The following is a 25,154-nucleotide window of genomic DNA, read 5'->3' as shown; positions in this document are numbered from 1 at the left end:
CGTCCCGCCGCACGCCCGCCCCAGCCCTCGTATCCACCCTGTGCGCGCTATCCACCCTGTTCACCCTGTCCACCGTGTCCGCCTGCGAGGAACAGCCGCGGCCCGCACGGGGATTCGTGGCGCGCTACGAGGAGCCCGACGCCGCCGACCGCGACAGCGCCGGCTTCCTGAAGCGGCGCCGGCTCACCGAGACGGTCACCGCCGAGCTCAACGCGTACGTCGACGTCCCCCACCGGATCACGGTCGTCGCCCGCTCCTGCGCGGGCGAGGGCAGCGGCTACGACCCCGCGACGCGCCGCATCGAGCTCTGCTACGACGATCTGGCCGAGGACCGCGCCCTGTTCGAGGCGGCGGACGGCCGCCCGGCCGACGAGCCGCTCGCCGGGGTCGTAGGGGAGACGCTCTACCACGAGGCGGGCCACGCCCTCATCGACGCGCTCGGCCTCCCGGACGACGGCGACCGCGCCGAGGAGGACGCCGCCGACCGCTTCGCCCAGCTCATGCTGCTGCGCGGCGACGCCCCGCAGGGCGAGGAGGCCCTCCTGGCGGCTGCCCGCGCCTACGACCTCGCCGCGGCGGCCGACCCGGAACCGGACCCGTCGGACGGACACGCCCCGCCCGCCGCCCGCGCGGAATCCCACCGCTGCGCGGTCTACGGCGCCGCCCCCGCCCACCACCCGGACCTGGCGGCCCCGTCCCGCACCCACTGCCCGACCACCTGGCCCCCAGCCCGCGACACCTGGCTCCGCAACCTGGCCCCACTCCTGCGGCGGTGATCCGATCCCGTCGGCCTTCACGGAGGCCCGTGAGCGGGGTGGTGCTCACACCTCTTTGACGATCACGCGGCATCCCGGTCTACGTGGTGGTGGACCCGTACGCTGCGGAGGTCGTCGTCCACTCTCAGCCCACCGGTTCCGGCTACATCGCGGCCCACACGCACAAGTACGGCTCGGGCAAGCTGCCCATCGAGCTGGCCGATGGACGGACCTACACCCTCGACCTGGACGAGCTGCCCCGGCCCGACGCAGACGGCCACTGACGGGCGGCGCCGGTTCTTCGGTTCACCGCCGCACAGCTCACACGTGCCATTCGGCCAAGCGAGGCGGGCTCGCGAGGGCTTCGCCGGTCGTGCCAGGGAGCTGTGAGAGGCTGGGTCTTATGAACCGGTTGGCTGGTGTGACCTCGCCTTATCTGCTTCAGCACGCGGACAATCCGGTCGACTGGTGGCCATGGGCCCCCGACGCCTTCGAGGAAGCGCGGCGGCGTGATGTGCCCGTGCTGTTGTCGGTCGGCTACTCGGCGTGCCACTGGTGTCATGTCATGGCGCACGAGTCCTTCGAGGACGAGCTGACCGCCGCCTACATGAACGAGCACTTCGTCAACGTCAAGGTGGACCGCGAGGAGCGTCCCGACATCGACGCCGTCTACATGGAGGCCGTGCAGGCGGCCACCGGGCACGGTGGCTGGCCGATGACCGTCTTCCTCACGCCCGAGGGCGAGCCGTTCTACTTCGGCACCTACTTCCCGCCCGAGCCCCGGCAGGGGATGCCCTCCTTCATGCAGGTGCTCGAAGGCGTGCGGGCCGCCTGGGTGGGGCGGCGGGAGGAGGTCGCCGACGTCGCGCAGAAGATCGTACGGGACCTGGCGGGGCGGCAGCTGGACTACGGGAAGGCCGGCGCCCCCGGGCCCGAGGAGCTCGCGCAGGCGCTGCTCGGGCTGACGCGGGAGTACGACGCCCCGCGCGGCGGATTCGGCGGGGCGCCGAAGTTCCCGCCGTCCATGGTGCTGGAGTTCCTGCTGCGCCACCACGCGCGCACCGGGTCCGAGGGCGCGCTCCAGATGGTCGCCGACACCTGCGAGGCGATGGCGCGAGGCGGGATCTACGACCAGCTCGGCGGCGGGTTCGCGCGGTACTCCGTGGACCGGGAGTGGGTCGTGCCGCACTTCGAGAAGATGCTCTACGACAACGCGCTGCTGTGCCGGGTCTACGCGCACCTGTGGCGGGCCACCGCCCTCGACGGAGCCGGTGACGGGATCGAGGGCATCCGCGAGCTCGCGCGGCGCGTCGCCCTGGAGACCGCCGACTTCATGGTCCGCGAACTGCGGACCGCCCAGGGCGGTTTCGCGTCCGCGCTCGACGCCGACAGCGAGGACCCGGTCAGCGGTGAGCACGTCGAGGGGGCCTACTACGCCTGGACCCCGGCGCAGCTGCGCGAGGTGCTGGGGGAGGAGGACGGGGAGCTGGCCGCCGCGTACTTCGGGGTGACCGAGGAGGGCACCTTCGAGCACGGGATGTCGGTCCTCCAGCTGCCCGAGGACGGGCTCGCGGGCGGCCCGGCAGGCGGGAGCGAGGCGGACGCCGACCGGATGGCCGGCATCCGGCGCCGGCTGCTGGCCGCGCGCGACCTGCGGCCCGCGCCCGGGCGGGACGACAAGATCGTCGCCGCGTGGAACGGGCTGGCCATCGCCGCCCTCGCCGAGTGCGGGGCGTACTTCGACCGGCCCGACCTCGTCGAGCGGGCCACCGAGGCCGCCGACCTGCTGGTGCGGGTGCACTTCGACGTGGCCGCCGGCAAGGCGCGACTGGCGCGGACCAGCAAGGACGGGCAGGTCGGGGCCAACGCCGGGGTGCTGGAGGACTACGGCGACGTGGCCGAGGGCTTCCTCGCCCTGGCGTCGGTGACCGGCGAGGGCGTGTGGCTGGAGTTCGCCGGCTTCCTGCTGGACCTGGTCCTGGACCGGTTCACCGCCGAGGACGGGTCGCTGTACGACACGGCGCACGACGCGGAGAAGCTCATCCGCAGGCCGCAGGATCCGACGGACACGGCCGCTCCGTCCGGGTGGACCGCGGCGGCCGGCGCGCTGCTCTCGTACGCCGCGCACACCGGGTCGCAGGCCCACCGTACGGCGGCCGAGCGGGCGCTGGGGGTGGTGCACGCGCTCGGTCCGCGCGTGCCGCGCTTCATCGGGCACGGGCTGTCGGTCGCCGAGGCGCTCCTCGACGGGCCGCGCGAGGTCGCGGTGGTCGGCCGCGCTCAGGATCCGGCGTTCGAGGCGCTGCACCGGACCGCGTTGCTGGGGACGGCTCCCGGGGCGGTCGTGGCGGCCGGGCTGCCGCAGGCGGCCGACGGCAGCGGGGGCGAATTCCCCCTTCTTGCCGAGCGCACACTCGTACACGACCGTCCGACGGCGTACGTCTGTCGACATTTCGTCTGCGCGCGGCCTACGACGGATCCGGTCGAACTGGCGGAGCAGTTGGGCACGGTTCGCCCCTGATTCAGCCGCAGTGCCGTCAATTCCGCTTGCCTGTCCGTGAGTTCAGAAACGTGCTTTTTATCTGTGCCGCTTCTGGGTGTCATGTTCGCTGCCTAGTCTCGTGTCGTTGAGGAGTGACCGCTTCGGCCGTCACCGACAGGGCGCACTGGGGGGTGCGTGCGAGGGGGAGCGGGGGCGGCGGGCCGGGGGGCCCGCCGTGAGCCCCCGGGTTTGACGAGGGCCGCCGGGGGGCGGCATGTCCGGGGGGACTGTTGTGTTCACTTCTGTGTTCATCGTCGTCATGTCGCTTGCGCTCTTCTGGATGGCCGCGTTCACGCTGTGGTGGCAGATGCACGCGTGGCGCACACCGGAGACGCTGGCCGCCACGCGCTTCGACCGCCCCGACGGCGGCGGTCGCCTGGCCTTCTCGCTGCTGCTGCCCGCCCGCCACGAGCAGGCGGTCCTGGAGCACACGATCGACCGGCTCCTGGAGTCGAGCCACACCGACTACGAGATCATCGTGATCGTCGGGCACGACGACCCGGAGACCGCCGCCGTCGCCGAGCGGGCCGCGGCCCGCGCGCCGGCCCGGGTCCGGGTGGTCGTCGACCACCACGAGACGAAGAACAAGCCGAAGGCCCTCAACACCGCGCTGCCGTCCTGCCGCGGTGACATCGTCGGAGTCTTCGACGCCGAGGACCAGGTCCATCCGGAGCTGCTCGCCCACGTCGACCACGCCTTCCGGTCCACCGGCGCCGACGTGGTCCAGGGCGGGGTGCAGCTCATCAACTTCCACTCCAGCTGGTACAGCCTGCGCAACTGCCTGGAGTACTTCTTCTGGTTCCGCTCCCGGCTGCACCTGCACGCCGAGAAGGGCTTCATCCCGCTCGGCGGCAACACCGTGTTCGTGCGTACGGAGGTGCTGCGCGAGGCCGGGGGCTGGGACCAGGACTGCCTCGCCGAGGACTGCGACCTCGGGGTGCGGCTGTCGTCGGCGGGCAAGAAAGTGGTCGTCGCCTACGACTCCGACATGGTCACGCGCGAGGAGACACCCGGCTCGCTGATGAGCCTGCTCAAGCAGCGCACCCGGTGGAACCAGGGCTTCCTCCAGGTGTACCGCAAGAAGGACTGGCAGCAGCTGCCGGGGCGCGGCCAGCGCTGGCTCGCTCGCTACACCCTGATGACCCCCTTCATGCAGGCCGCCTCGGGTGTGATCATCCCGGTCAACTTCGCCGTCGCCGTCTTCCTCGACGTGCCGGTCGGGATCGCGATCGTCACCTTCCTGCCGCTGATCACGGCGATGGTGACCTTCGTGTTCGAGATCGTCGGCCTGCACGACTTCGGGCGGCAGTACGGGCTGCGCGTCCGCCTCGTGCACTACGTGAAGCTCGTCGTCGGCGGGCCGTTCTACCAGGTCATGCTCGCGGGCGCCGCGATCCGCGCCGTCTGGCGCGAGCAGCGCGGCCGCAACGAGTGGGAGCTGACGAGCCACACGGGCGCCCACCTGACGGCGTCGAAGGGCGAGGGCGCCGCCGCCGGAACCGCCGCGACCGCCGTACCCGCCGCCGCAAGCGCCGTACCCGCTCCCGCGATCCGAGAGGACATCCGCCAGTGACCGCCACCCTGCCCACGGCCACTGATCCCCAGTCCCCGACCGCCACCGACACCGCCTCCGCCACCGGCAACGCCCGCCACGGCGTCCGCCCGGCTCCGCCCGCCCGGCCCCGCGTGCGCCTGTGTTCCTCCCGCCCCGACCTGCTGCTGTGCGGCGCCCTGCTGGTCGCGATCCTCCTCGTCCAGGGCTGGAACATCACCGCCTTCCCCACCCTGAGCGACGACGAGGGCACCTACCTCGCCCAGGCGTGGGCCGTCCAGCAGGGCGAGGGCCTGGCCCACTACACGTACTGGTACGACCATCCGCCGCTCGGCTGGATCCAGATCGCCGGGCTGACGTACCTGCCGTCCCTCTTCGTGCCCGACTGGATGACCGTCGCGCCGATGCGGTTCTCGATGCTCGCGGTCTCCGCGGCCAGCTCCGTGCTGATCTACGTCCTCGCCCGCAGGCTGTGGCTGCCGCGCTGGGCCGCCGGGCTCGCCATGGCCCTCTTCGGGCTGTCCCCGCTCTCCGTGGTGCTCCAGCGCGAGATCTTCCTCGACAACATCGCCGTGATGTGGATCCTGCTGGCCTTCTGCCTCGCCGCGTCCCCGAGCCGCCACCTGTGGCACCACTTCGCCTCCGGGCTCGCCGCCGCGACCGCCGTCCTGACCAAGGAGACGATGCTGGTGGTGCTCCCGGCGCTGCTGGTGACGATGTGGCGTCACAGCCACCGCGACACCCGCAAGTTCGCCGTCACCGGCGCCATCACCGCCTGCGCGCTGATCGGTCTGTCGTACCCGCTCTACGCCCTGCTCAACGGCGAGCTGCTGCCCGGCTCGGGCCACGTCTCGCTCGTCGACGCCATCAGCTACCAGATGGGCCGCGAGGGCTCCGGCTTCGTCCTCACCCCGGGCTCCGGCGCGAACGGCGTGCTCCGGTCCTGGCTCTACTACGACGCCGTCCTGCCGCTCGGCGGGCTGGCCGGCGCCGTCCTGCTGCTGGCCACCCTCCGGTGGTCCGTGACGGCCCGCGCGCTGGCCGGCCCCGCGCTCGCCGCCGTCCTCCTGGCCCTGGTCGCGCTGCGTCCCGGCGGCTACCTCCCGGCGATGTACGTGATCCAGGCGCTGCCGTTCCTGGCGCTCGTGCTCGCCGGGGGCGCGGCCAGCATCACGCACGCCCTGCTGCGCCGCCGCCGTGACCCGGGGGAGCGCAGGCAGGTCGTGTGGGCGCGCTGGGCGCTGGTCGGCGTACTGGCCGCGTCCGCCGCGGTGTACGTGCTGCCGCGCTGGTACGACGGGAACCGCACCGCGCTCACGGCCGACGCGAACGGCCCGTACCGGCAGGCCGCGGCCTGGCTGGGCCGCGAGGTCGCCGACCCGGCCAGCACCCGGGTGCTGCTCGACGACGCGCTCTGGCTGGACGCCGTGCGGCACGGCTTCGAGCCGGGGCTCGGCGCCATCTGGTTCTACAAGGCCGACCTCGACCCCGCCGTCACCGAGACCCTGCCGCGCGGCTGGCAGGACATCGACTACGTGGTCTCCTCGCCCACCGTGCGCCGTGACGCGGTGGACCTGCCCAACGTGAAGGCGGCGCTGGAGCATTCGACCGCCGTGGCCGTCTTCGGGACGGGCGAGGACCGCATCGAGATCCGCCGCACCGACCGCACCGACCGCACCGACGGGACGACCGACCGCACCGACCGCGCCGACCGCACGAGTGGGAGCTGAGTCACCTTGAGCGAGGACCTGGGGTCCCTCCATGCCCCGATCGATGCGGAGCTCACCGCTCCGCACACACCGTCCGGGAGCGTCACCCTCATCATCCCGACCTTCAACGAGTCCGCGAACGTCGCGGAGTTGCTGCGCCGCCTCGGTGACGCGCTGCCCGACCAGCTGCCCTGCACCGTGCTGTTCGTGGACGACTCCACGGACGACACCCCCGCCGCCATCGAGAAGGCCGCGGCCGACCACCCCTTCCCGGTGTCCGTCCTGCACCGCGAGGTGGCCGAGGGCGGTCTCGGCGGCGCGGTCGTGGAAGGCCTCAAGCGGGCGGACACCGACTGGATCGTCGTCATGGACGCCGACCTCCAGCACCCGCCCCACCTGGTGCCCGAACTCGTCGGCGAGGGGGTGCGCACCGGCGCCGAGCTCGTCGTCGCCTCCCGCTACATCAGCGGCGGCAGCCGGGCCGGACTCGCCGGGACCTACCGCGTCGCCGTGTCCCGCGCCGCCACCTGGCTCACCAAGGGCCTCTTCCCGCGTGCGCTGCGGGGGATCAGCGACCCGATGAGCGGCTTCTTCGCCATGCGCCGCTCGGCGATCACCACGGCCAGCGCGGCCAGCGCGGCCACCGCGGACCCCGCGGACACCACGGACGTCCTGAGGCCGCTGGGCTACAAGATCCTGCTGGAGCTGGCGGTCCGCTGCCGCCCCCGCCCGGTCGCCGAGGTCCCCTTCGTCTTCCAGGACCGCTACCGCGGCGAGTCCAAGTCCACCGCCCGCGAGGGCCTGCGCTTCCTCTCCCACCTCGCCTCGCTGCGCTCCGCGACCCCCCTGGCCCGCATGATCGGCTTTGGGCTGATCGGGCTCTCCGGTTTCGTCCCGAACCTGGCGGCGCTGTGGCTGCTCACGGGCGCCGGGATGCACTACCTGCCCGCCGAGATCGTCGCCAACCAGGCGGGGGTGATGTGGAACTTCCTCCTCATCGAGGCCCTGCTCTTCCGCGACCGGCGCCGCCACCGCCGCTGGGCGGACCGGGCCGGGCGCTTCGCCCTGCTCGCCAACGCCGATCTGCTGCTGCGGATCCCGCTCATCGCGGTGTTCGTGGCCACCCTCGGCATGGCGGTGCTGCCGGCGACCGCCCTCGCGCTGGTCACCACCTTCGTCCTGCGGTTCGCGGCGACGGAGGCCCTCGTCTACCTGCCGCGCAAGGCAGCCAAGTCGCATCCCAAGCCCAGGAGTTGAGCCGGACAGAAGGGATCCTTTCCATGCGTCTGAAGATCCGGCGCCGGGCCGGGCGGCGCGCCGCCCTGCTCGCCGTCGGGGCGATGACCGCGGGCCTGCTGCTCACCGCACCGCAGCAGGCCACGGCCGGTGCGCCCAATCTGCTCTCCAACCCCGGTTTCGAGACCGCCGGCGCCGCCGGCTCCGACATGCCGTCCTGCTGGTCGAAGTCCGGCTGGGGCGACAACGACTTCACCTTCGCCACCGTCGCCGACGCGCACACCGGCACCAAGGCGATGAAGGTCTCGCTCACCCGCCGCGTGGACGGCGACCGCAAGGCGCTGGTCACCGAGAGCGGCACCTGCGCCCCGGCCGTCACGCCGGGCCGGCAGTACGACCTGTCCGCCTGGTACAAGTCGACCACCCCGGACGTGTCGGTGACCGTGTTCCGCCACGACACGACGACGGGCTGGCAGTACTGGACCGACCTGCAGAATCCGCCCGTGAGCGCCGCCTGGGCGCGTACGGAGGTCCGTACGCCGGCCGTCCCGCCCCACACCGACAGGATCGCGTGGGGCCTGTCGGTCTACGGGGTGGGCTCGCTCACCTCCGACGACTACGCGGTCGAGGAGGTCGGCGCGACCGGGCCGCAGCCCACCTGCACGGGGACGGCGGAGCAGTGCGCCAGGGGCGCGTGGGAGGTGATCCCGGCCAAGAACCCGGTGCGCTCGATGCACGCGGTCGTCCTGAATGGGGGTACCTCCCAGGCCGGAGGCTCTGGGGGAGGCAAGGTGCTGCTGATCGCGGGCTCCGGGAACGACATCGCGCAGTTCAACGCGGGCACCTTCACCTCGGCGGTCTACGACCCGGCGAACGGCAGCTTCAAGACGGTACCGACGCCGGTCGACATGTTCTGCTCGGGCCACGTGCAGTTGGCGGACGGCCGGGTGCTGGTCATGAGCGGCAACAAGGGGTACCCGTCCGCCGACGGCACGATCGGCTACCAGGGGCTGAAGGACAGTTACGTCTTCGACCCGGCGACCGAGCAGTACACGAAGACCAACGACATGAACGGCGGCCACTGGTACCCGTCGGCGACGATCCTCGGCAACGGTGACGTGATCTCCTTCGGCGGGCTGAAGGAGGACTCCACGGGCAACGTGACGGCGGAGAAGTTCTCGGCGGCGCAGCACAAGTGGCTGCCGATGAACGAGGTCAACCAGACCTGGTCGTACTGGGGCCTGTACCCGTCGATGATCCTCATGCAGGACGGGCGGCTCTTCTACTCGGGCAGCCACACCTTCGGCAACAACACGGCCGGCAGCGGCTCCTCGATCTACGACTACGGCGCGAACACCATCACCGACGTGCCCGGGCTGCGCAAGAAGGACGAGCGCGACGAGTCGGCGAGCGTCCTGCTGCCCCCGGCGCAGGACCAGCGGGTCCTGACCATCGGCGGCGGCAATAACGAGACCAACCCGGCCGCGAACCGGATCACCGACATCATCGACCTGAAGAAGCCCAGCCCCGCCTACACGGCCGGCCCCGACCTGCCGCAGGGCCTGGTCGACACGGGCTCGGGCAAGCGGCCCCAGACCGGCGCCGAGGGCAAGATGTACGTCTCCGCCGTGCTGCTGCCGGACGGCAAGGTGCTGGAGACCGGCGGCGGACTGCACGACCGGGCCGACCCGGTCTTCGAGGCCTCGTTCTTCGACCCGGTAACCGACACCTACCAGCCGGGCCTGGCCACCGACCCGATCCCGCGGACCTACCACTCGGCGTCCTTCCTGATGCCGGACGGCCGGGTCATGTCGGTCGGCGACAATCCGGGCAACGGCACCTACAACCACAACGTGTCGCTCTACAGCCCGCCCTACCTCTTCAAGGGCGCCCGCCCGCAGATCACCTCGGTGATCGACACCCAGTGGGTGTACGGGGACACGCAGCGGATCACCGTCAACCGCCCGGTGGCCAAGGCGGAGCTGATCCGCCCCGCGGCGGTCACCCACTCCTCCGACCCCAACCAACGGTTCGTGGACCTGCCGATGACGGTCGTCAACGGCACCACCGTCGACCTCAACGTCACCAGCAACCCCAACCTCGCGCCGCCCGGCTGGTACATGCTCTTCGCGGTCGACGCCAACGGCGTCCCCTCCCTCGCGACCTGGGTGCACCTGGGCGGCCCGTCGGCGCTGGCGGCCACCGCGGAACAGCCGTCCGCGCACACGCACGACTTCGCGAACCGGCTGGCACCCGCGAAGGACAACCCGGCCCCGCGGGACTCCGCCCCGGTCGCGCCGGGCGTGGCCGGCTGCGACCGGCACTACGGCACGGTCAACGTGTGCGTGCCGACCCGTTTCCCGGCCGAGGTGAAGGAGACGGCGAAGGCCCGCTGCGACTGGCTGGCCGGCCACCAGTACCCCGAACGCCTGAAGGTCAACGGCAGCGACCCGCTGCGCCTGGACCCGGACCGCGACGGCTACGCCTGCTGAACCCCGGGGAGGAGACCGGGATCCCGCCGCCCTCTCCCGGGCGGCGGGGTCCCGGGCGCGGTTGCGGACCTCCTCGACCGGCGGACACTGGGGAGGGACGTGGCCGCGCACAGGAGGTCGATCCATGGGACAGGTCAGCGCATCGCAGACCGCGCGCATCGTGCGGTTGGTGGCACGGATCAAGCCCGAGCTCTGGGACGGCATAGAGCCGCACGGTCCGCTGTTCGCCGCCGCGGCCGCGCAGGTCCGCTCTCTCGACCGCCGCTCCGACGTCGCGCTGAACCCCCAGCCGCTCCCGCCGCGCGACCTCCTGCGCCTCGCCGTCCTGCAGACGGTCAAGGGGGTGGCCGAGTCGGCGATCGGGGCGCACCAGCGGGGCGGCGACGCCGGGGAGATCCTGCGGGAGGTCGGCGACGACTGGTGCCCCACCCGGCCGCACCCGAAGATCCCCTGGCCCAGGAACTGGCCCGCGCCCTGGCCGCCCGGGGAGCCCTTCCCCATCGACCCGGAGTACGCGACGCCCGCCGTCCAGGCGGCGGCCGGGCTGGCGTTCCAGGGCTACGCGGACGGCATCGCCGCCGAGAAGCTCAGCGCCGTCTTCGCCGAGCTGGCCGACCGTCTGTTCGACGCCGCCCTGCGCAACGCCGACGCCGACGCCGCGCCGCGCGACGCCGCATCCGACTCCGCCTGAGGGGCCCGGGGTCGGGTCAGTGCGCGTACGCGGCGAGCGAGATGCCGACGTAGTGGGTCACGAAGGCCGCGAGCGTCAGGGAGTGGAAGACCTCGTGGAAGCCGAAGAAGCGCGGCGAGGGGTTCGGCCGCTTGAGGCCGTAGATGACCCCGCCCGCGCTGTAGAGCAGGCCGCCGACGATCACCAGCACGAGGACGGCGATGCCGCCGGTGTGCATGAAGTCGGGCAGGAAGAAGACCGCGGCCCAGCCCATGGCGATGTAGCACGGGGTGTAGAGCCAGCGCGGGGCGCCGACCCAGAAGACGCGGAAGGCGATGCCGGCGGCCGCCGCGAGCCAGACCGCCCACAGCAGGGTCCGTCCGGTGGAGGGCGGCAGTAGCAGGACCGTCAGCGGGGTATAGGTACCCGCGATGATGAGGAAGATGTTGGCGTGGTCGAGCCGTCGCAGGATGGCCTCGCCCCGCGGTCCCCAGGTGCCGCGGTGGTAGACCGCGCTGACGCCGAAGAGCAGGCAGGCGGTGAGGACGTAGACCCCGCAGGCGACGCGTGCCTCGGTGGAGTCGGTGAAGGCCATCAGTACGAGTCCCGCGACGACGACGGCGGGGAACATTCCGAGGTGCAGCCAGCCGCGCATCAGCGGCTTGGCCTCCGGCTCGGCCGAGGCTGCGGCGGCGGCCGGTGCGGCAGCGGCGTCAGAAGTCATGCACGCATGCTACCTACGGGTCCGTAGGTTTCCGTTAGTCCTCTTTACGGAAGATTGACGGACGTGGCGATGCTCACGTGAGAGGCCCTCTGGACATATGCGCACACGCACCGGATGATCAGATGAGTGCGGTCGGCACCGGATGAGCGGAGCGCGAAGCATCCGGGTCGCAGCCCCCACGGGGCAAACACCAAACACCCCCTCAACAAGGAGCAATCGTGGCGCGCGACAACGCGGCTCCCACTGTCCCGACGAACCACCAGGAGCTGATCTCCTGGGTGGACGAGATCGCAGCCCTCACCCAGCCGGACCGCGTCGTCTGGTGCGACGGCTCCGAGGGCGAGTACGAGCGCCTGTGCGAGGAGCTCGTCGCCAAGGGAACGTTCAAGAAGCTCGACGAGACGAAGCGCCCGAACTCGTACTACGCCGCCTCCGACCCGTCCGACGTCGCGCGCGTCGAGGACCGGACCTTCATCTGCTCCGAGAAGGAAGAGGACGCGGGCCCCACGAACCACTGGAAGGCTCCTTCCGAGATGAAGGAGATCTTCGCGGGAGAGAAGGGCATCTTCCGCGGCTCGATGAAGGGCCGGACGATGTACGTCGTCCCCTTCTGCATGGGCCCCCTCGGCTCCGAGCTCTCCGCGATCGGCGTCGAGATCACCGACTCCGCCTACGTCGCGGTCGCCATGCGCACCATGACCCGCATGGGCAAGGCCGTCCTGGACGAGCTCGGCACCGACGGCTTCTTCGTCAAAGCCGTCCACACCCTCGGCGCTCCGCTCGCCGAGGGCGAGGCCGACGTGCCGTGGCCCTGCAACACCACCAAGTACATCTCGCACTTCCCCGAGAGCCGCGAGATCTGGTCCTACGGATCCGGCTACGGCGGCAACGCCCTGCTCGGCAAGAAGTGCTACGCCCTGCGCATCGCGTCCGTCATGGCCCGCGACGAGGGCTGGCTCGCCGAGCACATGCTGATCCTCAAGCTCACCCCGCCGCAGGGCGAGGCGAAGTACATCGCCGCCGCGTTCCCGAGCGCCTGCGGCAAGACCAACCTGGCCATGCTGGAGCCCACGATCCCCGGCTGGACCGTCGAGACCATCGGCGACGACATCGCCTGGATGCGCTTCGGTGAGGACGGTCGCCTGTACGCGATCAACCCCGAGGCCGGCTTCTTCGGCGTCGCGCCCGGCACCGGCGAGCACACCAACGCCAACGCCATGAAGACGATGTACGCGAACACCGTCTTCACCAACGTCGCGCTCACCGACGACGGCGACGTGTGGTGGGAGGGCATGACCGAGGAGCCGCCGGCCCACCTCACGGACTGGAAGGGCAACTCCTGGACCCCCGCGTCCGAGACCCCGGCCGCCCACCCCAACGCCCGCTTCGCCGTCCCGGCCGCCCAGTGCCCGACGATCGCCCCCGAGTGGGAGGACCCCAAGGGCGTCCCGGTCTCCGCGATCCTCTTCGGCGGCCGCCGCGCCTCCGCCGTGCCGCTGGTCACCGAGTCCTTCGACTGGAACCACGGCGTCTTCATCGGCTCGAACATCGCCTCCGAGAAGACCGCCGCCGCCGAGGGCAAGGTCGGCGAGCTGCGCCGCGACCCCTTCGCCATGCTGCCGTTCTGTGGCTACAACATGGGTGACTACATGGCCCACTGGGTCAAGGTGGCCGCTGACAAGGACCAGGCCAAGCTGCCCAAGATCTACTACGTGAACTGGTTCCGCAAGAACGACGCGGGCAAGTTCGTGTGGCCCGGCTTCGGCGAGAACAGCCGCGTCCTGAAGTGGATCGTCGGCCGCCTCGACGGCACCGCCGAGGGCGTCGAGACCCCCATCGGCATCCTGCCGACCAAGGACTCCCTCGACCTCGACGGCCTGGACCTCCCGGCCGAGGACCTGGACTTCCTCCTCACGGTCGACAAGGAGATCTGGCGCGAGGAGGCCGCCCTGGTCCCCGAGCACCTGAACACCTACGGCGACCACACGCCGAAGGAGCTGTGGGACCAGTACCACGCGCTCGTCGAGCGCCTGGGCTGACCGCCCCGCCCCGATGACCGGGGCCAATGAACGTGGGAGCCCCCGACCAAGCGGCGTCCCACCGCTGTGGGAGCCCCCGACCAAGCGGATCCCACCGCAGTACCGGCCCGCCGGGAGCGTCCGCGCTCCCGGCGGGCCGTGTGCGTCTGCTGACGCTGACGGCGGACCTCTGCTGCGCGGAGGTCCGCCGTCCCGCGTTCCGCGCCGAGTTGACCGGACGTCAGGCGTCCGGGCGGTCCCACTTCGAAATGCTGTGTGAACCCTCGGGTGCTGGTGGGCGGGGCGGCATCCCGGGAGGATCGGGACATGGGCGTGAGCGTGAGCGCGTTGAAGTGGCAGGGATGGCTGGTCGGCCTGGTGACGCTGGCCGGGCTGCTGGTGTTCGCCCCGCTGGGGCTGTACGTGTGGGCGAGCGGCGGCGAACCGCCCGAGGCGCCGCCGAGGGCGCCGGTGGAGGACGTACGGGTCACCGGGTGCCGCATCGATCCGGCGAGCCGGCGGGTGGTGGCCGCCGTGCAGGCGACGGGCCGGGCCGAGGGCCCCGGCGCGTACGTGATCACGGTGGAGTTCCGTGACGGCGCCGAGCCGGATCCCGGACGGCGGGCCTCCCAGGCCCTGGTGAAGGTCCCGGGCGTGGCACCGGGCGCGACCGAGTACGGGGAGGCGGTCGGCCCGGTGTGGCCGGTGGCGACGGTTCCGTGGTGCGGGGTCGCGGGCGCGGAGTTCACGCCGACGCAGACCCAGACGCAGCCACAGCCGCAGACGGGCTAGCGCCGCCACCGGCCGTCAAGGGCGCTGGGCCCGGGCCTTACTTGACCTTGATGACGACGGTGCCGCACACCTTGTCGGCGAAGGTCTGCTTCTTGGCGTCCCACAGCGGCCACAGCCAGCCGATGTAGCAGGGGATGCCGTCGAGCATGTGGGCCAGCTTGCGGACGAACGCCATGCCGAAGCCGAGCGTGGCGCCGTCGGCCTCCTTGTGCAGGCTGATGCCGAGGACCTTCTTGCCGGTCGACTGACCGGTGGTCCCCTCCTTGTACAGCTGGTAGAAGCCCATGCCGATGGCGTACACGATGCCGACGAGGCTGAGCACCCCGGCGACCACCGACTCACTGCCGGCTGCGGCGGAGACGCCCATCAGCGCGTACATCGGGCCGGCGATGATCAGGAGGTCGAGCAGGTACGCACCCACGCGCAGGCCCCAGTGCGCCAGCGGCGGCATGCCCGTGCCCGGCATGCCGGGCATCCCCGGCGGCGGCGGGTACGCGCCGTACGGCGGCGGCGGCGTCTGCTGCGGGTAGCCGTACTGCGGAGCCGCGCCCTGCGGGGGCTGCTGCGGGTAGCCGTACTGCGGCGGCACGCCCTGCGGGGCCTGCTGACCGTAACCGGGCTGGCCCTGCGGAGGCTGCTGGGGCTGGCCGTACGGGTTGTTCGGGTCGCCGAAACTCATGGGCGAAATCTCTCCAAGGTGCCGAAAAGGGGACGAAGCACAGTGGAGGAGATGGAGCATATGAGCGGCCTCCCCCGTGCTGCCGCGATCTATCAGCCCTCATCGTGTTCGGAGCGCCGGAATCTGTCCAGTTTTCGATCCCCCCGCGCCCCGGACGCCGAGGGTGTGGCACCCGGTCCGGAGCCTTGGCGGCCCCGGACCGGGGCCGTCTAGAGGGCGCCGGCCAGGTCCCGGGACTCCAGGGACTTCAGCGCGGCGGCGTGCGCGTCCATGCGCTCGGCGGAAAGGATCGCGACGGTGGTGTCCGCGCGCGACGCGGCGACGAGCAGCGCGCGGGCGGCGAGGTCGTACGCACGCCGGTGCAGGGCGGCGGCGCCGGGGAGGGCGCCGGCGGCCGGGCCGTGCGCAGCGCGCACGGGCTGCGCCCCGCGCAGGCGCTCGACCTGCGCGGCGATGGCGGCGGCGGGCTCGTCGAGCCCGAGCTCGTCGGTGACGGCGAGCAGGGCCGCGAGGTGACCGGCGAGCTGGATGTCCAGCGCTTCGCCGCGGCTGCTGTGGGGCTGTTCGGCGCGGTGGGCGCCCAGGCGGCGGACGACCGACTTGGTACGGATCGGCTCGTACATGAGGGGCCTCCTGCGTGGGTCAGGTGACCATCCTACATTGGATCGGTTCTAAAGTTGAGCTGAATCCGGCCGTTGGCGGAGAACGCCCCGCCGGTCGTCCGCCGTCGCCTCCTAGAGCTGGCTGTAGCCGTCGAGGAAGTTCCCGATCCGCGTCACCGCGTCCGCCAGGTCCTTGGCGTTCGGCAGGGTCACGATCCGGAAGTGGTCGGGCTCGGGCCAGTTGAAGCCGGTACCGTGCACCACCATGATCTTCTCGGCCCGCAGCAGGTCGAGGACCATCTGCCGGTCGTCCTTGATCTTGTAGACGGACGGGTCCAGCCGCGGGAAGGCGTACAGCGCGCCCTTCGGCTTCACGCAGGTGACGCCCGGGATCTGGGTCAGCAGGTCGTAGGCCGTGTCGCGCTGCTCCAGGATCCGCCCGCCGGGCAGGACCAGGTCGTTGATCGACTGGCGGCCGCCGAGGGCGGTGGCGATGGCGTGCTGCGAGGGCATGTTCGCGCACAGGCGCATGTTCGCCAGGATCGTCAGACCCTCGATGTACGAGGCGGCGTTCTTCTTCGGGCCGCAGACCGCCATCCAGCCGGCCCGGTAGCCGGCGACGCGGTAGTTCTTCGAGAGCCCGTTGAACGTCAGCGTCAGCAGGTCGGGCGCGAGGGCGGCGGTGTTGGTGTGCGTCACGCCGTCGTAGAGGATCCGGTCGTAGATCTCGTCCGAGCAGACGACCAGGTTGTGGCGCCGGGCGATGTCCGTCAGCCCGCGCAGCATCTCGTCGTCGTAGACGGCGCCGGTCGGGTTGTTCGGGTTGATGATCACGATCGCCTTGGTGCGGTCGGTCACCTTGCGCTCGATGTCGGCGAGGTCCGGCATCCAGTCGGACTGCTCGTCGCAGCGGTAGTGCACGGCCGTACCGCCGGCGAGGGACACGGACGCGGTCCACAGCGGGTAGTCCGGTGCGGGGACCAGTACCTCGTCACCGTCGTCGAGCAGCGCCTGCATCGACATCTGGATCAGCTCGGAGACGCCGTTGCCGAGGTAGATGTCCTCGACGTCGAGGTCGATGCCCTTGGTCTGGTAGTGCTGCATGACCGCGCGGCGCGCGCTGAGCAGCCCCTTCGCGTCACCGTAACCGTGGGCGGAGCCCAGGTTGCGGAGCATGTCCTCAAGGATCTCCGGCGGGCAGTCGAAGCCGAAGGCCGCGGGGTTGCCGGTGTTGAGCTTGAGGATGCGATGACCTGCTGCTTCGAGCCGCATGGCCTCTTCGAGCACGGGGCCGCGGATCTCGTAACAGACATTGGCGAGTTTGGTTGACTGGATCACCTGCATGACGGGAGCTTACGGGCCCGGGTGCGGCCGTGGCGCGGGTTTTCGAAGAGAGATCGGAAGGGCGATATGTCCCATTTCGCGTGATGGGTGGGTGGGGGTGCGCTCCCCCCTTGGAATCGCGGGCTCACCTGCGGGTTCGGCCTGCGGAACGGGTGTCGTGAAAGAGCGTCGCGGCGGGGGATGTTGCGCTCGTCACTCGGGGCTCCGCGGGCCCGGATCTGAGGAGGCGGGCTGAGTACGACGGCTGAGTACGCGCACTCATGCGGCGGCCCCCTCCCCCGGGGGAGGCTGGGGCGTGAACGAGGGCGGGCGGGAACCGGCGGATCACCGCCGGGGGACCATCGACTGAGGAGCGCGGGGCAGTGGAGTTCGTAGTCGGTGACATGGCCATCACCACGGTCGGCACGGATGGAGACGACCGGGCGATCGAGTTCGTGGTGACGCCGAAGGGGCCCGCCGAGGAGGGCCGCTTCGTGATCCACCGCGAACACGACCAGGGCTGGGAGGCGGCCCGCCTGAGCGTCGACCCGGACTGCGGCAGCGTCCCGTTGGCCGCGGTCGAATGGGCGGTGGAGTTCGCCCGCGAGTACCTCTGACCCTTCCGCCGGTGACCGGGAGACGCAGGTCACACCGGCGCGTGTCACAGGGCGTCGGGCTGCCCCGTCTCAAGGGGTGTAGCCACTGACGACCACGGAGGTACACACCATGGACGCGCGACTGAACTTCCTCACGAGCCCGACCGTCGGCAAGGCCCTCAAGCACGTGATGGCGGCGGGCAAGGTGATCAGGGAATCGCCGCTGCCGGCCGCGACGCAGGAGCTGGTGTCGCTGCGCGTGAGCCAGATCAACGGATGCGCCGTCTGCCTCGACATGCACACCAAGGAGGCGACCGCCGCCGGGGAGAGCGCGGTGCGGCTGCACCTGGTGGCGGCCTGGCGGGAGGCCACGGTCTTCACCGAGGCCGAGCGCGCCGCGCTGGAGCTGGCGGAGCACGGCACCCGGGTCGCGGACGGGGCCGGCGGGGTCGGCGACGAGGTGTGGGAGCGGGCCGCCCGGCACTTCGACGAGGAGCAGCTCACGGCCCTGGTCCTGCTGATCTCCTTCATGAACATGGCCAACCGGATGAACCTCATCACCCAGCAGCCGGCGGGCGACTACGTGCCCGGGCAGTTCCACTGAGGCGACGGGCGAGGGATACAGGGGAGGAGAGCCGGCGTGAGCAAGGTCGAGCAGTTCGAGGAGGTGCGGTCGCTGCTGTTCTCGATCGCCTACCGGATCCTCGGCAGCGTCAGCGAGGCCGAGGACGCGGTGCAGGAGACCTGGCTGCGCTTCGACGGCTCGGCCACCCGGCCCACGTCGGCCAAGGCCTTCCTGTCGACCACGGTGACGCGGATCTCGATCGACGTGCTGAGGTCCGCGCGGGTGCGGCGGGAGGAGTACGTCGGGCCGTGGTTCCCCGAGCCGCTGCTGAGCGACCCGTACGAGGATCCGGCGCGGTCGGTGGAACTGGCCGACTCGGTGTCGATGGCGGCGCTGCTCCTGCTGGAGCGGCTGAGCCCCCTGGAGCGGGCGGTCTTCCTGCTGCGCGACGTGTTCGCCTTCGGGTTCGACGAGGTCGCCACGGCCGTGGGGCGCTCGGAGGCGGCGTGCCGGCAGCTGCTGGTGCGGGCGCGGCGGCACATGGAGGCCGGGCGGCCCCGGTTCGAGGCGGACCGCCGGGAGCGGCAGGAGCTGGCGGCGCGGTTCTTCGACGCGCTGAAGGACGGCGACGTGGACGGCCTGCAGAACCTGCTGGCCGCCGACGTCCAGATGGTCGGTGACGGCGGCGGCAAGGCCCCGCAGCTGGCCCGGGCCGTCGTCGGCGCGCAGAACGTGGCCCGTCTGCTGGGCTCGGCCTTCCCCTGGCTGCTGCGGATCGAGGTCACGTTCGAGCCGCACGAGATCAACGGGCAGCCCGGCGCGCTGTTCCGCGACCGGGACGGCAGGATCCTCTACGCCATGGCCCTGGAGGTGCTCGACGGCCGGATCCAGGCGATCCGCTCGGTGCTCAACCCCGACAAGCTCACCCACCTCGGCCCGGTCGCCGACGCCTGGGCCGTCGACCGCGAGGTCAAGGAGGCCCGCCGACAGGCGAGGTGACGCCCTGCGGCGCCTCCTGCCCCTGCGGCCCCTACCGCCCCCGCGGCTGCGGGCCGCAGGCCGGCGGCAGGTAGGCCCGCAGGGCGGAGGTGCCCGGGAGCGGCGGCAGCGCGTGGGGCCGCCAGGCGCGGGCGAAGGCGGGGGGCGGGGTCGTGCCGGGCGTCAGGAACACCACCGGGCGCCGGCACGTCAGCGCCTGGAGCTCCCGGGCGCCGATGCTCGCGTCGTGACCGCCGACCTGCCGCGAGGAGCAGCGCAGCGCGTACGCCACGCGCACCGCCTCGTGCCCGCTCACCGTGCAGGGCGGGCGCACCCCCTGCCGGTGCAGTTCGGCGGCGGTGCGGGCGAAGGCGACCCGTACGGCGCGGTGGCGGTCGGCCGCGCTGACCAGTACGGCGTACTGGACGGCCGTGTGCGCGGTCAGGGCCACGGCGAGGGCGACGAGCGCGGGCCTGCGCCAGGCCCGTACGGCGTGGACGAGCGCCTGCGCCGCGGGCAGGGCCAGCAGGGCGTAGGCGGGCAGCAGGAAACGGGGCGCCGCGTACCCGATGAGGAGCAGGTACGGCACGGCGAGGAAGGCGGCCGCCGCGGTGGCGAGCACCAGCGGGCGGCGGTGACGGCGCGCGACCACCAGCCCGGCCGCGACGGCGACCGGGACCGCGAACCACCACAGCGACGTGACGGCGCGGTCCCAGGACAGGGGCACGTCGCACGGCCGGCAGAGCGTCCGGCCGCCCAGGGCGCGCAGCTGGGCGCCGAAGGCGAACCGGCCGCCGAGCCCGCCCTGGATCTCGCCGGCCCGCCGCAGCCGGGCCGCGAGGCCGCCGTAGCGCAGGTACGCCTCGACCACCCAGGGGGCGGCGCCCAGCACGGCCCCCGCGGCGAGCGGTACCAGGCGGCCGGGCGTGCGGAACACCAGGGCGGCGGCCGCCAGGGGGAGGGACAGCCAGAAGGCGTCGGAGGGCCGCATGAGCGCGACGAAGGCCAGGGCCGCCGCCAGACCCGCGTACGAGGCGGGAACGGCCGGCCTCAGGAAGAAGCCCACCGCGGCGACGGCACCGAACGCCACCCACAGGTTGGGCATGACCTGCGGGCCGTAGAGCACCGTCACCCACAGGCCGGCGAACAGGGCGGCGGCCGTGGCCACGACGGCCGCCGGCAGCACCGCCCGCCACACGCGGAAGGACACGAACAGCGCGAGGCCCGAGAGCAGCGCGAACCACACCCGCAGCCCGAGCGGGTCCTCGGTGAGCACGGCGGCCGGGGCGGCGAGGAAGGTGACGCCCCGCGCCCGGGGCGCGCTGAAGAAGGCGGCCGGCACGTAGGGGCTGACCTGGCTGGCGTAGACCGCCTCGTCCCAGCCCAGGCCCGAGCCGGGGACCACCAGCACGAGCTGGACCGCCGTGAACAGGACGGCCACCGCGGCGAGCGGGCGCGCGTCGGATGCCATGGATGCCATAACGGGCCACGTTGCCGCAGCCGCCCCGGCGCGCCCGCCGACGGGGCCGCCGGCGGGGCGCACGTCCCGCGCCCGGACCAACGCGGCGACTCCGACGCGCGCCACCGTGGCACGATCGGGCCATGGAGTTCCGGTACGCCACCGAGGCCGACGCGCCCGCCATGGCCGAGGTCCTGGCCGCCAGCCACCACGACGCCCTGACCGAGCGGCAACGGGCGGAGCAGGGATTCGTCCAGGGCCGCTTCGACGCCGAGGTCCTGCGCTCCATGGCCCGGGCCCGCGAGCTGCTCGTCGCGGACGACGGCGGCCGTGTCGCCGGACTCCTCGCCCTGTCGGAACCCGCCGCCATCCCCGATCCCTCACCGGCCGTCGCGGGCCTGCTCCGGGCCCAGGACCGGCTGGAGTGGGAGGGCCGCCCCCTGCGCGAGACGCGGTGGCTGCTCTACGGACCGGTCGTGGTGGACGCGGCCTACCGCGGCCGCGGGGTGGCCCGCGCCCTGTTCACCATGGCCGTGGCGGCCGCCTCGGAACGCGCCGACGCGGTGGTGGCCTTCATCGAGGCCGGCAACGCGCCCTCGTGGAAGGCCCACGTCGACGGCTTCGGCATGACCCCGCTGGGCGACTACGCCGTGGGCGGGCGCACCTACACCGCGGTGGCCGCGCCGACGGTCTAGAGGCAGGGGGGAGGGGTCAGCACTCCAGGATCACCAGCGGGATCTCACGGGGGCGCGCCGCCGTCTCGTCGTCCTCGAACGGCGGCCACAGGGCCGTCATCATCTCCCAGTACGTCTCCCGCTCCTCCGGCGTGGCCGTGCGCGCCACCGCCTTGTGGACGGCGGCGCCGACCTGGAGGCGGACCTCCGGGTGGGCGGTCAGGTTCTCGTACCAGCGGGGGTGCTCCGCGGCGCCGTAGGCGGCGGCCAGCACGATGAAGCGGCCCACGTCCTCGCCGTAGATCAGCGGGGTGCGCGCCGTGCGGCCGGTGGCGCGGTCGAGCGTGGTGAGCAGGAGGGTGGGGACTCCGTGCCACAGGTGCCCGTCGGCGCCCGCCGTGGTCACGTACGCGCGGACGTGGTCGAGCCGCGGACCGGGCGGCGGGTCTGCGGGGTGGTCCCAGTCGACGTCGAGAGCGTGCATTCACCTGTCCTTAGGGTGTCGGCCCCCTTGCGGCTAACGAGCATGAACGATTCTGGATGCGGCCGGCCCCCGCCTCCGCGCCTCCGATACGGGCGGTGCGGGGGCGGGGGCCGTCAGCAGCATCCGTGCGTCGCCGCCCTACGGGAGGTAGCGCTCGATGACCTGCGGGCCCTCCTTCTCGATCAGCTTGCGCGCCTTCTCGACCCGCTCCGGAGTCGGGTCGTGGCCGGTCGCCATCACGAGGTCCTCGGGGTCGTACGGCCGTTCCCCGCCCGTGAAGAGCAGGTCCGACCGTGTGGGCTGCTCGTCGGGTTCACTGACCATCGCGTACCTCCTACGGTTTTCCCCTGGCCCCATAGTCCGGCCGCGGCCCCATGAACGCACGTCGGCCGGCCCGGGGGCCGGGAACCGGGCCGCCGACGCCGGTGAACGGCGTGCGGCGCACCGAGCGCCCGGCCAGGACGTCCGTGCGGCGCCCGTCCCGCATGACGAACCGCCCGTCGATCAGGACGTGCGGAATGCCGGTGGGCAGGGTGCGCGGCCGCTCGTACGTGGACCCGGCGGCGACCGTGTCCGGGTCGAAGAGGACGAGGTCGGCGCGGTGGCCCACGCGCACCAGACCCCGGTCGGGCAGCCGCAGCCGCGCCGCAGGGCGGCCGGACAGGTGCGCCACGCACTCCTCCAGGGACAGCAGGCCGAGCTCGCGGACGTAGTGGCCGAGGTAGTGCGGGAAGGTGCCGTAGGCGCGCGGGTGCGGTTTCGCGCCTTGCAGGATGCCGTCCGAGCCGCCGGTGTGGGCGGGGTGGCGCATGATCGCCCGGACGTTCTCCTCGTGGCCGACGTGCTGGAGGATCGTCGGCGCGAGCCGGTCGCCCAGCAGGAGCCGCCGCGCGGCCTCCCAGCCGGGCAGGCGCGTGCCCACGTACGCCCCGAACGCCGGGTCGGTGACGCCCGAGACCTCGATCGTCGACCAGTCCACGGGCACGCCGTGGCAGCCGTCCGCGCCCTCGACCTCCAGCGCGCGCCGGATCCGCTCCGCCTCGGCGTCGTCGCGCAGCCGGGCCAGGACCGCCTCCGGACCGCCCGCGTTCGCCCAGCTGGGGAGCAGGGCGACGAGGGTGGTGCAGCCGGGGGTGTACGGGTAGCTGTCGAGCGTGATGTCGGCGCCACCGGCCAGCGCCGCGTCGAGCAGGGCCAGCAGGTCGGCGGCCCGGCCCTCGTTCTCACCGAAGTTCATGGTGGCGTGCGCGAGGTGCAGGGCGCAGCCGGCCTCCCGGGCCAGCGCGACCATCTCCGCGTAGGCGGCGAGCGCGCCCCGGCCGTACGAGCGGTGGTGCGGGCAGTAGTAGCCGCCGTAGCGGGCCACCACCCGGCACAGCTCGGTCAGTTCGGCCCCGGATGCGTACATGCCGGGGGTGTAGGTGAGCCCCGAGGACATGCCGACGGCGCCCTGCGCGAGGCCGTCGGCGACGAGCCGGCGCATCCGGTCGAGCTCGGCGCCGGTCGCGGGGCGGTCGTCCCAGCCGAGGGCGTACGCGCGGACCGTGCCCTGGGGGACGAGGTAGGCGGCGTTGACGGCGACGCCCTGACCGCCGTGGGCGCGGTCCAGCCGGTCGAGGTAGCCGCCGACCGTGCGCCAGTCGAAGTCGACGTCGTTGCCCGGCCCGTTCCAGCCGGCGATGGCGGTCCGCACCCCGGCGAGGGTGCGGTCGTCGACGGGCGCGTACGACAGGCCGTCCTGGCCGAGGACTTCGAGGGTCACGCCCTGGGCTGCCTTCGCGCTGTGGTCCGGGTCGCGGAGCAGCGCGAGGTCGCTGTGGGCGTGCATGTCGACGAAGCCGGGGGCCAGGACGAGGCCGTGCGCGTCCAGGTTCCGGCGGCCGCCGGGGAGCGGTCCGATCGCGGCGATCCGGCCCTCGTGCACGCCGACGTCGGCCGTGTACGAGGGCCCGCCCGTGCCGTCGACGACGCGGGCCCCGCGGATGACCAGGTCCATGGGACCGGTCCGCTCAGAAGAAGGTGCGGACGAAGTCGGTGACCGTGCCGTCGGCCTCCACCACCGGGATCAGCTGCCACTTCTCGAAGATCGTGCAGGGGTGGGACATGCCGAGGGCCACCCAGTCGCCCACCTGCACGTCGTCGGCGGAGTCCGTCTCCAGCCAGGCGTGCTGGTCGGACAGTTTGACCACGCGGACCCCGGTGGCGGGGCGCTGCTCGCCGGTGAGGGGGTCACGGACCACCTCGGCCTGCGGCAGGCCCAGGTCGTAGGCGATGTCGCGCTTGCCCGCGTTGACGAAGGCCTGGGTGGGGGAGGGCCGGGAGACGACCTGGGTCCACAGGCGGAACGCCGGGCGCAGGCCGCCCTCTTCGGGGTGCCGGTTGAAGGGCGTGAGGCGGGTGTACCAGCCGTGGTCGTGGGAGACGTACGCGCCGGAGCGCAGCAGCCTGAGGACGGGCCGGGAGAGCTCCGGGATCTCGGCGAAGACCTCCGCGACGGCGTCGAACCAGGCGGAGCCGCCGGCGCTGACCACGATCTCGTTCAGGTCCGCGGCGAAGCGGCCGGCCTTGTCGAACTCGACGGCGAGCCCGGTCAGCCGGCGCAGGTACGCCTCGACGCGGGCCGGGTCGGCGTCGGGCACCTCGGCCTCGTAGCCGGCGACGCCGATGAGGTGCAGGGTGTCGGTGGCCGCCACGGCGTCGGCGACGGCGCGGCAGTCGTCGTCCGTGCGGGCGCCGGTGCGGGCGCCCTCACCGGCGGCGACCTCGACGACGACGTCGATGCGGGCCGGGTGGCCCTTCAGGGCGCGGTCCATGAGCTGGACCCCGCGCACGGAGTCGACGTAGCAGATGAAGCGGAAGTCGGGGTCGGAGGCGAGCTCGTCGGCGATCCAGCGCAGCGAGACCGGGTCGACGAGCTCGTTGGCGAGGAAGATCCGCTCGATGCCGAAGGCGCGGTAGACGCGCACCTGGTGGGGGACGGCGGCGGTGATGCCCACCGCGCCGTGTTCCAGCTGGCGGCGGAAGAGCTGCGGGGACATGCAGGTCTTGCCGTGCGGCGCGAAGGCGAGGTCGTGACGGGCGGCGTAGGTGCCGAGCGCGGCGAGGTTGTGCTCCAGCGCGTCGGCGTCGAGGGTCAGCACGGGGGTGGTGAAACCGCCGGTGTGCAGGTCCCGCCGCTGCGCCGCGAGCTGCCCCACGGTGAGGCCGGCCGCCTGGGCGTCGGGGGGGAGGCCCTTGAACCGGTGGTCGACCGGCTCGTCGGCGAGTTCCTGGACGGGGTCGCTGGCCATGCGGGTGCCTCCCG

The 25,154-nt window shown here is 72.5% G+C and carries 23 protein-coding genes; 14 read left to right on the top strand and 9 right to left on the bottom strand.

All coding sequences use genetic code 11. The features are described from left to right. Positions 1–74: 74 nt before the first annotated feature. The 8 genes from ACF059_RS03360 to ACF059_RS03325 all read left to right on the top strand — a co-directional run bounded on the left by ACF059_RS03360 (position 75) and on the right by ACF059_RS03325 (position 10,977). Entirely contained in the window at positions 75–776 is a 702-nt protein-coding gene (locus ACF059_RS03360) for a DUF4344 domain-containing metallopeptidase (protein ID WP_392050710.1), read from the top strand. 83 nt (positions 777–859) lie between these two features. Then, on the top strand, positions 860–1,039 hold the full coding sequence (locus tag ACF059_RS03355; RefSeq protein ID WP_392050707.1) for a hypothetical protein: 180 nt from the start codon (positions 860–862) through the stop codon (positions 1,037–1,039). A 119-nt stretch (positions 1,040–1,158) separates the two neighbouring features. Continuing rightward, positions 1,159–3,276: a thioredoxin domain-containing protein gene (locus ACF059_RS03350; protein WP_392050704.1), complete on the top strand. Its 2,118-nt coding sequence runs from the start codon at positions 1,159–1,161 to the stop codon at positions 3,274–3,276. 253 nt (positions 3,277–3,529) lie between these two features. After that, positions 3,530–4,870 (top strand): glycosyltransferase, encoded by a 1,341-nt coding sequence (locus tag ACF059_RS03345; protein ID WP_392050702.1) that lies wholly within the window; start codon positions 3,530–3,532, stop codon positions 4,868–4,870. Further along, the gene (locus ACF059_RS03340) at positions 4,867–6,579 is read left to right on the top strand and encodes an ArnT family glycosyltransferase (protein ID WP_392050699.1); all 1,713 of its coding nucleotides are present in this window, start codon (positions 4,867–4,869) and stop codon (positions 6,577–6,579) included. Before ACF059_RS03345 ends, ACF059_RS03340 begins: the two co-directional genes overlap by 4 nt. Before the next feature lie 39 nt (positions 6,580–6,618). Further along, positions 6,619–7,815, top strand: coding sequence for a glycosyltransferase (locus tag ACF059_RS03335; RefSeq protein ID WP_392053009.1), 1,197 nt, complete (start codon positions 6,619–6,621; stop codon positions 7,813–7,815). Positions 7,816–7,838: 23 nt separating this feature from the next. Next, positions 7,839–10,286 (top strand): galactose oxidase-like domain-containing protein, encoded by a 2,448-nt coding sequence (locus tag ACF059_RS03330; RefSeq protein WP_392050696.1) that lies wholly within the window; start codon positions 7,839–7,841, stop codon positions 10,284–10,286. 124 nt (positions 10,287–10,410) lie between these two features. Further along, on the top strand, positions 10,411–10,977 hold the full coding sequence (locus ACF059_RS03325) for a hypothetical protein (protein WP_392050692.1): 567 nt from the start codon (positions 10,411–10,413) through the stop codon (positions 10,975–10,977). Positions 10,978–10,993: 16 nt separating this feature from the next. On the opposite strand, the gene ACF059_RS03320 is transcribed toward ACF059_RS03325, so the two are convergent. Then, on the bottom strand, positions 10,994–11,680 hold the full coding sequence (locus ACF059_RS03320) for a hemolysin III family protein (RefSeq protein ID WP_392050689.1): 687 nt from the start codon (positions 11,678–11,680) through the stop codon (positions 10,994–10,996). Between the two features lie 218 nt (positions 11,681–11,898). Here ACF059_RS03320 and ACF059_RS03315 point away from each other — a divergent pair, with 218 nt between their 5' ends. Beyond that, complete coding sequence (locus ACF059_RS03315) at positions 11,899–13,719, top strand: phosphoenolpyruvate carboxykinase (GTP) (RefSeq protein WP_361951997.1); 1,821 nt, start codon at positions 11,899–11,901, stop codon at positions 13,717–13,719. Between the two features lie 306 nt (positions 13,720–14,025). Next, a complete protein-coding gene (locus ACF059_RS03310) occupies positions 14,026–14,490 on the top strand; it encodes a hypothetical protein (protein WP_392050686.1) in 465 nt (154 codons plus the stop codon). Between the two features lie 37 nt (positions 14,491–14,527). On the opposite strand, the gene ACF059_RS03305 is transcribed toward ACF059_RS03310, so the two are convergent. From ACF059_RS03305 to ACF059_RS03295, 3 genes are all read right to left on the bottom strand, one after another. Further along, a complete protein-coding gene (locus tag ACF059_RS03305; RefSeq protein WP_392050683.1) occupies positions 14,528–15,169 on the bottom strand; it encodes an RDD family protein in 642 nt (213 codons plus the stop codon). Between the two features lie 209 nt (positions 15,170–15,378). Continuing rightward, positions 15,379–15,792 (bottom strand): hypothetical protein, encoded by a 414-nt coding sequence (locus tag ACF059_RS03300; protein ID WP_392050680.1) that lies wholly within the window; start codon positions 15,790–15,792, stop codon positions 15,379–15,381. Positions 15,793–15,903: 111 nt separating this feature from the next. Next, positions 15,904–17,115, bottom strand: a complete 1,212-nt coding sequence (locus tag ACF059_RS03295) for a pyridoxal phosphate-dependent aminotransferase (RefSeq protein WP_360904632.1) — start codon at positions 17,113–17,115, stop codon at positions 15,904–15,906. Between the two features lie 362 nt (positions 17,116–17,477). On the opposite strand from ACF059_RS03295, the gene ACF059_RS03290 reads away from it, so the two are divergent. The 3 genes from ACF059_RS03290 to ACF059_RS03280 all read left to right on the top strand — a co-directional run bounded on the left by ACF059_RS03290 (position 17,478) and on the right by ACF059_RS03280 (position 19,254). Then, on the top strand, positions 17,478–17,711 hold the full coding sequence (locus tag ACF059_RS03290; protein WP_392050677.1) for a hypothetical protein: 234 nt from the start codon (positions 17,478–17,480) through the stop codon (positions 17,709–17,711). A gap of 109 nt (positions 17,712–17,820) precedes the next feature. Further along, positions 17,821–18,294: a carboxymuconolactone decarboxylase family protein gene (locus ACF059_RS03285; RefSeq protein ID WP_361951180.1), complete on the top strand. Its 474-nt coding sequence runs from the start codon at positions 17,821–17,823 to the stop codon at positions 18,292–18,294. A 36-nt stretch (positions 18,295–18,330) separates the two neighbouring features. Next, the gene (locus tag ACF059_RS03280; RefSeq protein ID WP_392050674.1) at positions 18,331–19,254 is read left to right on the top strand and encodes an RNA polymerase sigma-70 factor; all 924 of its coding nucleotides are present in this window, start codon (positions 18,331–18,333) and stop codon (positions 19,252–19,254) included. 31 nt (positions 19,255–19,285) lie between these two features. Here the strand turns inward: ACF059_RS03280 and ACF059_RS03275 are convergent, their stop codons facing one another. Further along, on the bottom strand, positions 19,286–20,704 hold the full coding sequence (locus tag ACF059_RS03275; protein ID WP_392050670.1) for a hypothetical protein: 1,419 nt from the start codon (positions 20,702–20,704) through the stop codon (positions 19,286–19,288). Between the two features lie 131 nt (positions 20,705–20,835). On the opposite strand from ACF059_RS03275, the gene ACF059_RS03270 reads away from it, so the two are divergent. After that, positions 20,836–21,387 (top strand): GNAT family N-acetyltransferase, encoded by a 552-nt coding sequence (locus ACF059_RS03270; protein ID WP_392050666.1) that lies wholly within the window; start codon positions 20,836–20,838, stop codon positions 21,385–21,387. Positions 21,388–21,403: 16 nt separating this feature from the next. Here the strand turns inward: ACF059_RS03270 and ACF059_RS03265 are convergent, their stop codons facing one another. The 4 genes from ACF059_RS03265 to ACF059_RS03250 all read right to left on the bottom strand — a co-directional run bounded on the left by ACF059_RS03265 (position 21,404) and on the right by ACF059_RS03250 (position 25,140). Continuing rightward, complete coding sequence (locus ACF059_RS03265) at positions 21,404–21,850, bottom strand: nitroreductase/quinone reductase family protein (RefSeq protein WP_361951168.1); 447 nt, start codon at positions 21,848–21,850, stop codon at positions 21,404–21,406. 138 nt (positions 21,851–21,988) lie between these two features. Continuing rightward, the gene (locus tag ACF059_RS03260) at positions 21,989–22,174 is read right to left on the bottom strand and encodes a hypothetical protein (RefSeq protein WP_360898629.1); all 186 of its coding nucleotides are present in this window, start codon (positions 22,172–22,174) and stop codon (positions 21,989–21,991) included. A gap of 10 nt (positions 22,175–22,184) precedes the next feature. Then, complete coding sequence (locus tag ACF059_RS03255; RefSeq protein ID WP_392050663.1) at positions 22,185–23,846, bottom strand: amidohydrolase family protein; 1,662 nt, start codon at positions 23,844–23,846, stop codon at positions 22,185–22,187. A 13-nt stretch (positions 23,847–23,859) separates the two neighbouring features. Beyond that, a complete protein-coding gene (locus ACF059_RS03250) occupies positions 23,860–25,140 on the bottom strand; it encodes an alanine racemase (protein WP_392050660.1) in 1,281 nt (426 codons plus the stop codon). Positions 25,141–25,154 lie beyond the last annotated feature (14 nt).

Origin of the sequence: Streptomyces sp. NPDC016562 (assembly GCF_043076955.1) — a bacterium.
GTDB lineage: Bacteria > Actinomycetota > Actinomycetes > Streptomycetales > Streptomycetaceae > Streptomyces.
This window is presented reverse-complemented; position numbering and strand designations above follow the sequence as displayed.

Bases quoted from the DNA above. Each gene is read 5' to 3' on its own strand.
- ACF059_RS03255 (WP_392050663.1), bottom strand. From the start codon at position 23,846: ATGGACCTGGTCATCCGCGGGGCCCGCGTCGTCGACGGCACGGGCGGG.
- ACF059_RS03330 (WP_392050696.1), top strand. From the start codon at position 7,839: ATGCGTCTGAAGATCCGGCGCCGGGCCGGGCGGCGCGCCGCCCTGCTC.
- ACF059_RS03285 (WP_361951180.1), top strand. From the start codon at position 17,821: ATGGACGCGCGACTGAACTTCCTCACGAGCCCGACCGTCGGCAAGGCC.
- ACF059_RS03305 (WP_392050683.1), bottom strand. From the start codon at position 15,169: ATGAGTTTCGGCGACCCGAACAACCCGTACGGCCAGCCCCAGCAGCCT.
- ACF059_RS03295 (WP_360904632.1), bottom strand. From the start codon at position 17,115: ATGCAGGTGATCCAGTCAACCAAACTCGCCAATGTCTGTTACGAGATC.
- ACF059_RS03275 (WP_392050670.1), bottom strand. From the start codon at position 20,704: ATGGCATCCGACGCGCGCCCGCTCGCCGCGGTGGCCGTCCTGTTCACG.
- ACF059_RS03325 (WP_392050692.1), top strand. From the start codon at position 10,411: ATGGGACAGGTCAGCGCATCGCAGACCGCGCGCATCGTGCGGTTGGTG.
- ACF059_RS03270 (WP_392050666.1), top strand. From the start codon at position 20,836: ATGGAGTTCCGGTACGCCACCGAGGCCGACGCGCCCGCCATGGCCGAG.
- ACF059_RS03300 (WP_392050680.1), bottom strand. From the start codon at position 15,792: ATGTACGAGCCGATCCGTACCAAGTCGGTCGTCCGCCGCCTGGGCGCC.
- ACF059_RS03250 (WP_392050660.1), bottom strand. From the start codon at position 25,140: ATGGCCAGCGACCCCGTCCAGGAACTCGCCGACGAGCCGGTCGACCAC.
- ACF059_RS03320 (WP_392050689.1), bottom strand. From the start codon at position 11,680: ATGACTTCTGACGCCGCTGCCGCACCGGCCGCCGCCGCAGCCTCGGCC.
- ACF059_RS03265 (WP_361951168.1), bottom strand. From the start codon at position 21,850: ATGCACGCTCTCGACGTCGACTGGGACCACCCCGCAGACCCGCCGCCC.
- ACF059_RS03350 (WP_392050704.1), top strand. From the start codon at position 1,159: ATGAACCGGTTGGCTGGTGTGACCTCGCCTTATCTGCTTCAGCACGCG.
- ACF059_RS03260 (WP_360898629.1), bottom strand. From the start codon at position 22,174: ATGGTCAGTGAACCCGACGAGCAGCCCACACGGTCGGACCTGCTCTTC.
- ACF059_RS03310 (WP_392050686.1), top strand. From the start codon at position 14,026: ATGGGCGTGAGCGTGAGCGCGTTGAAGTGGCAGGGATGGCTGGTCGGC.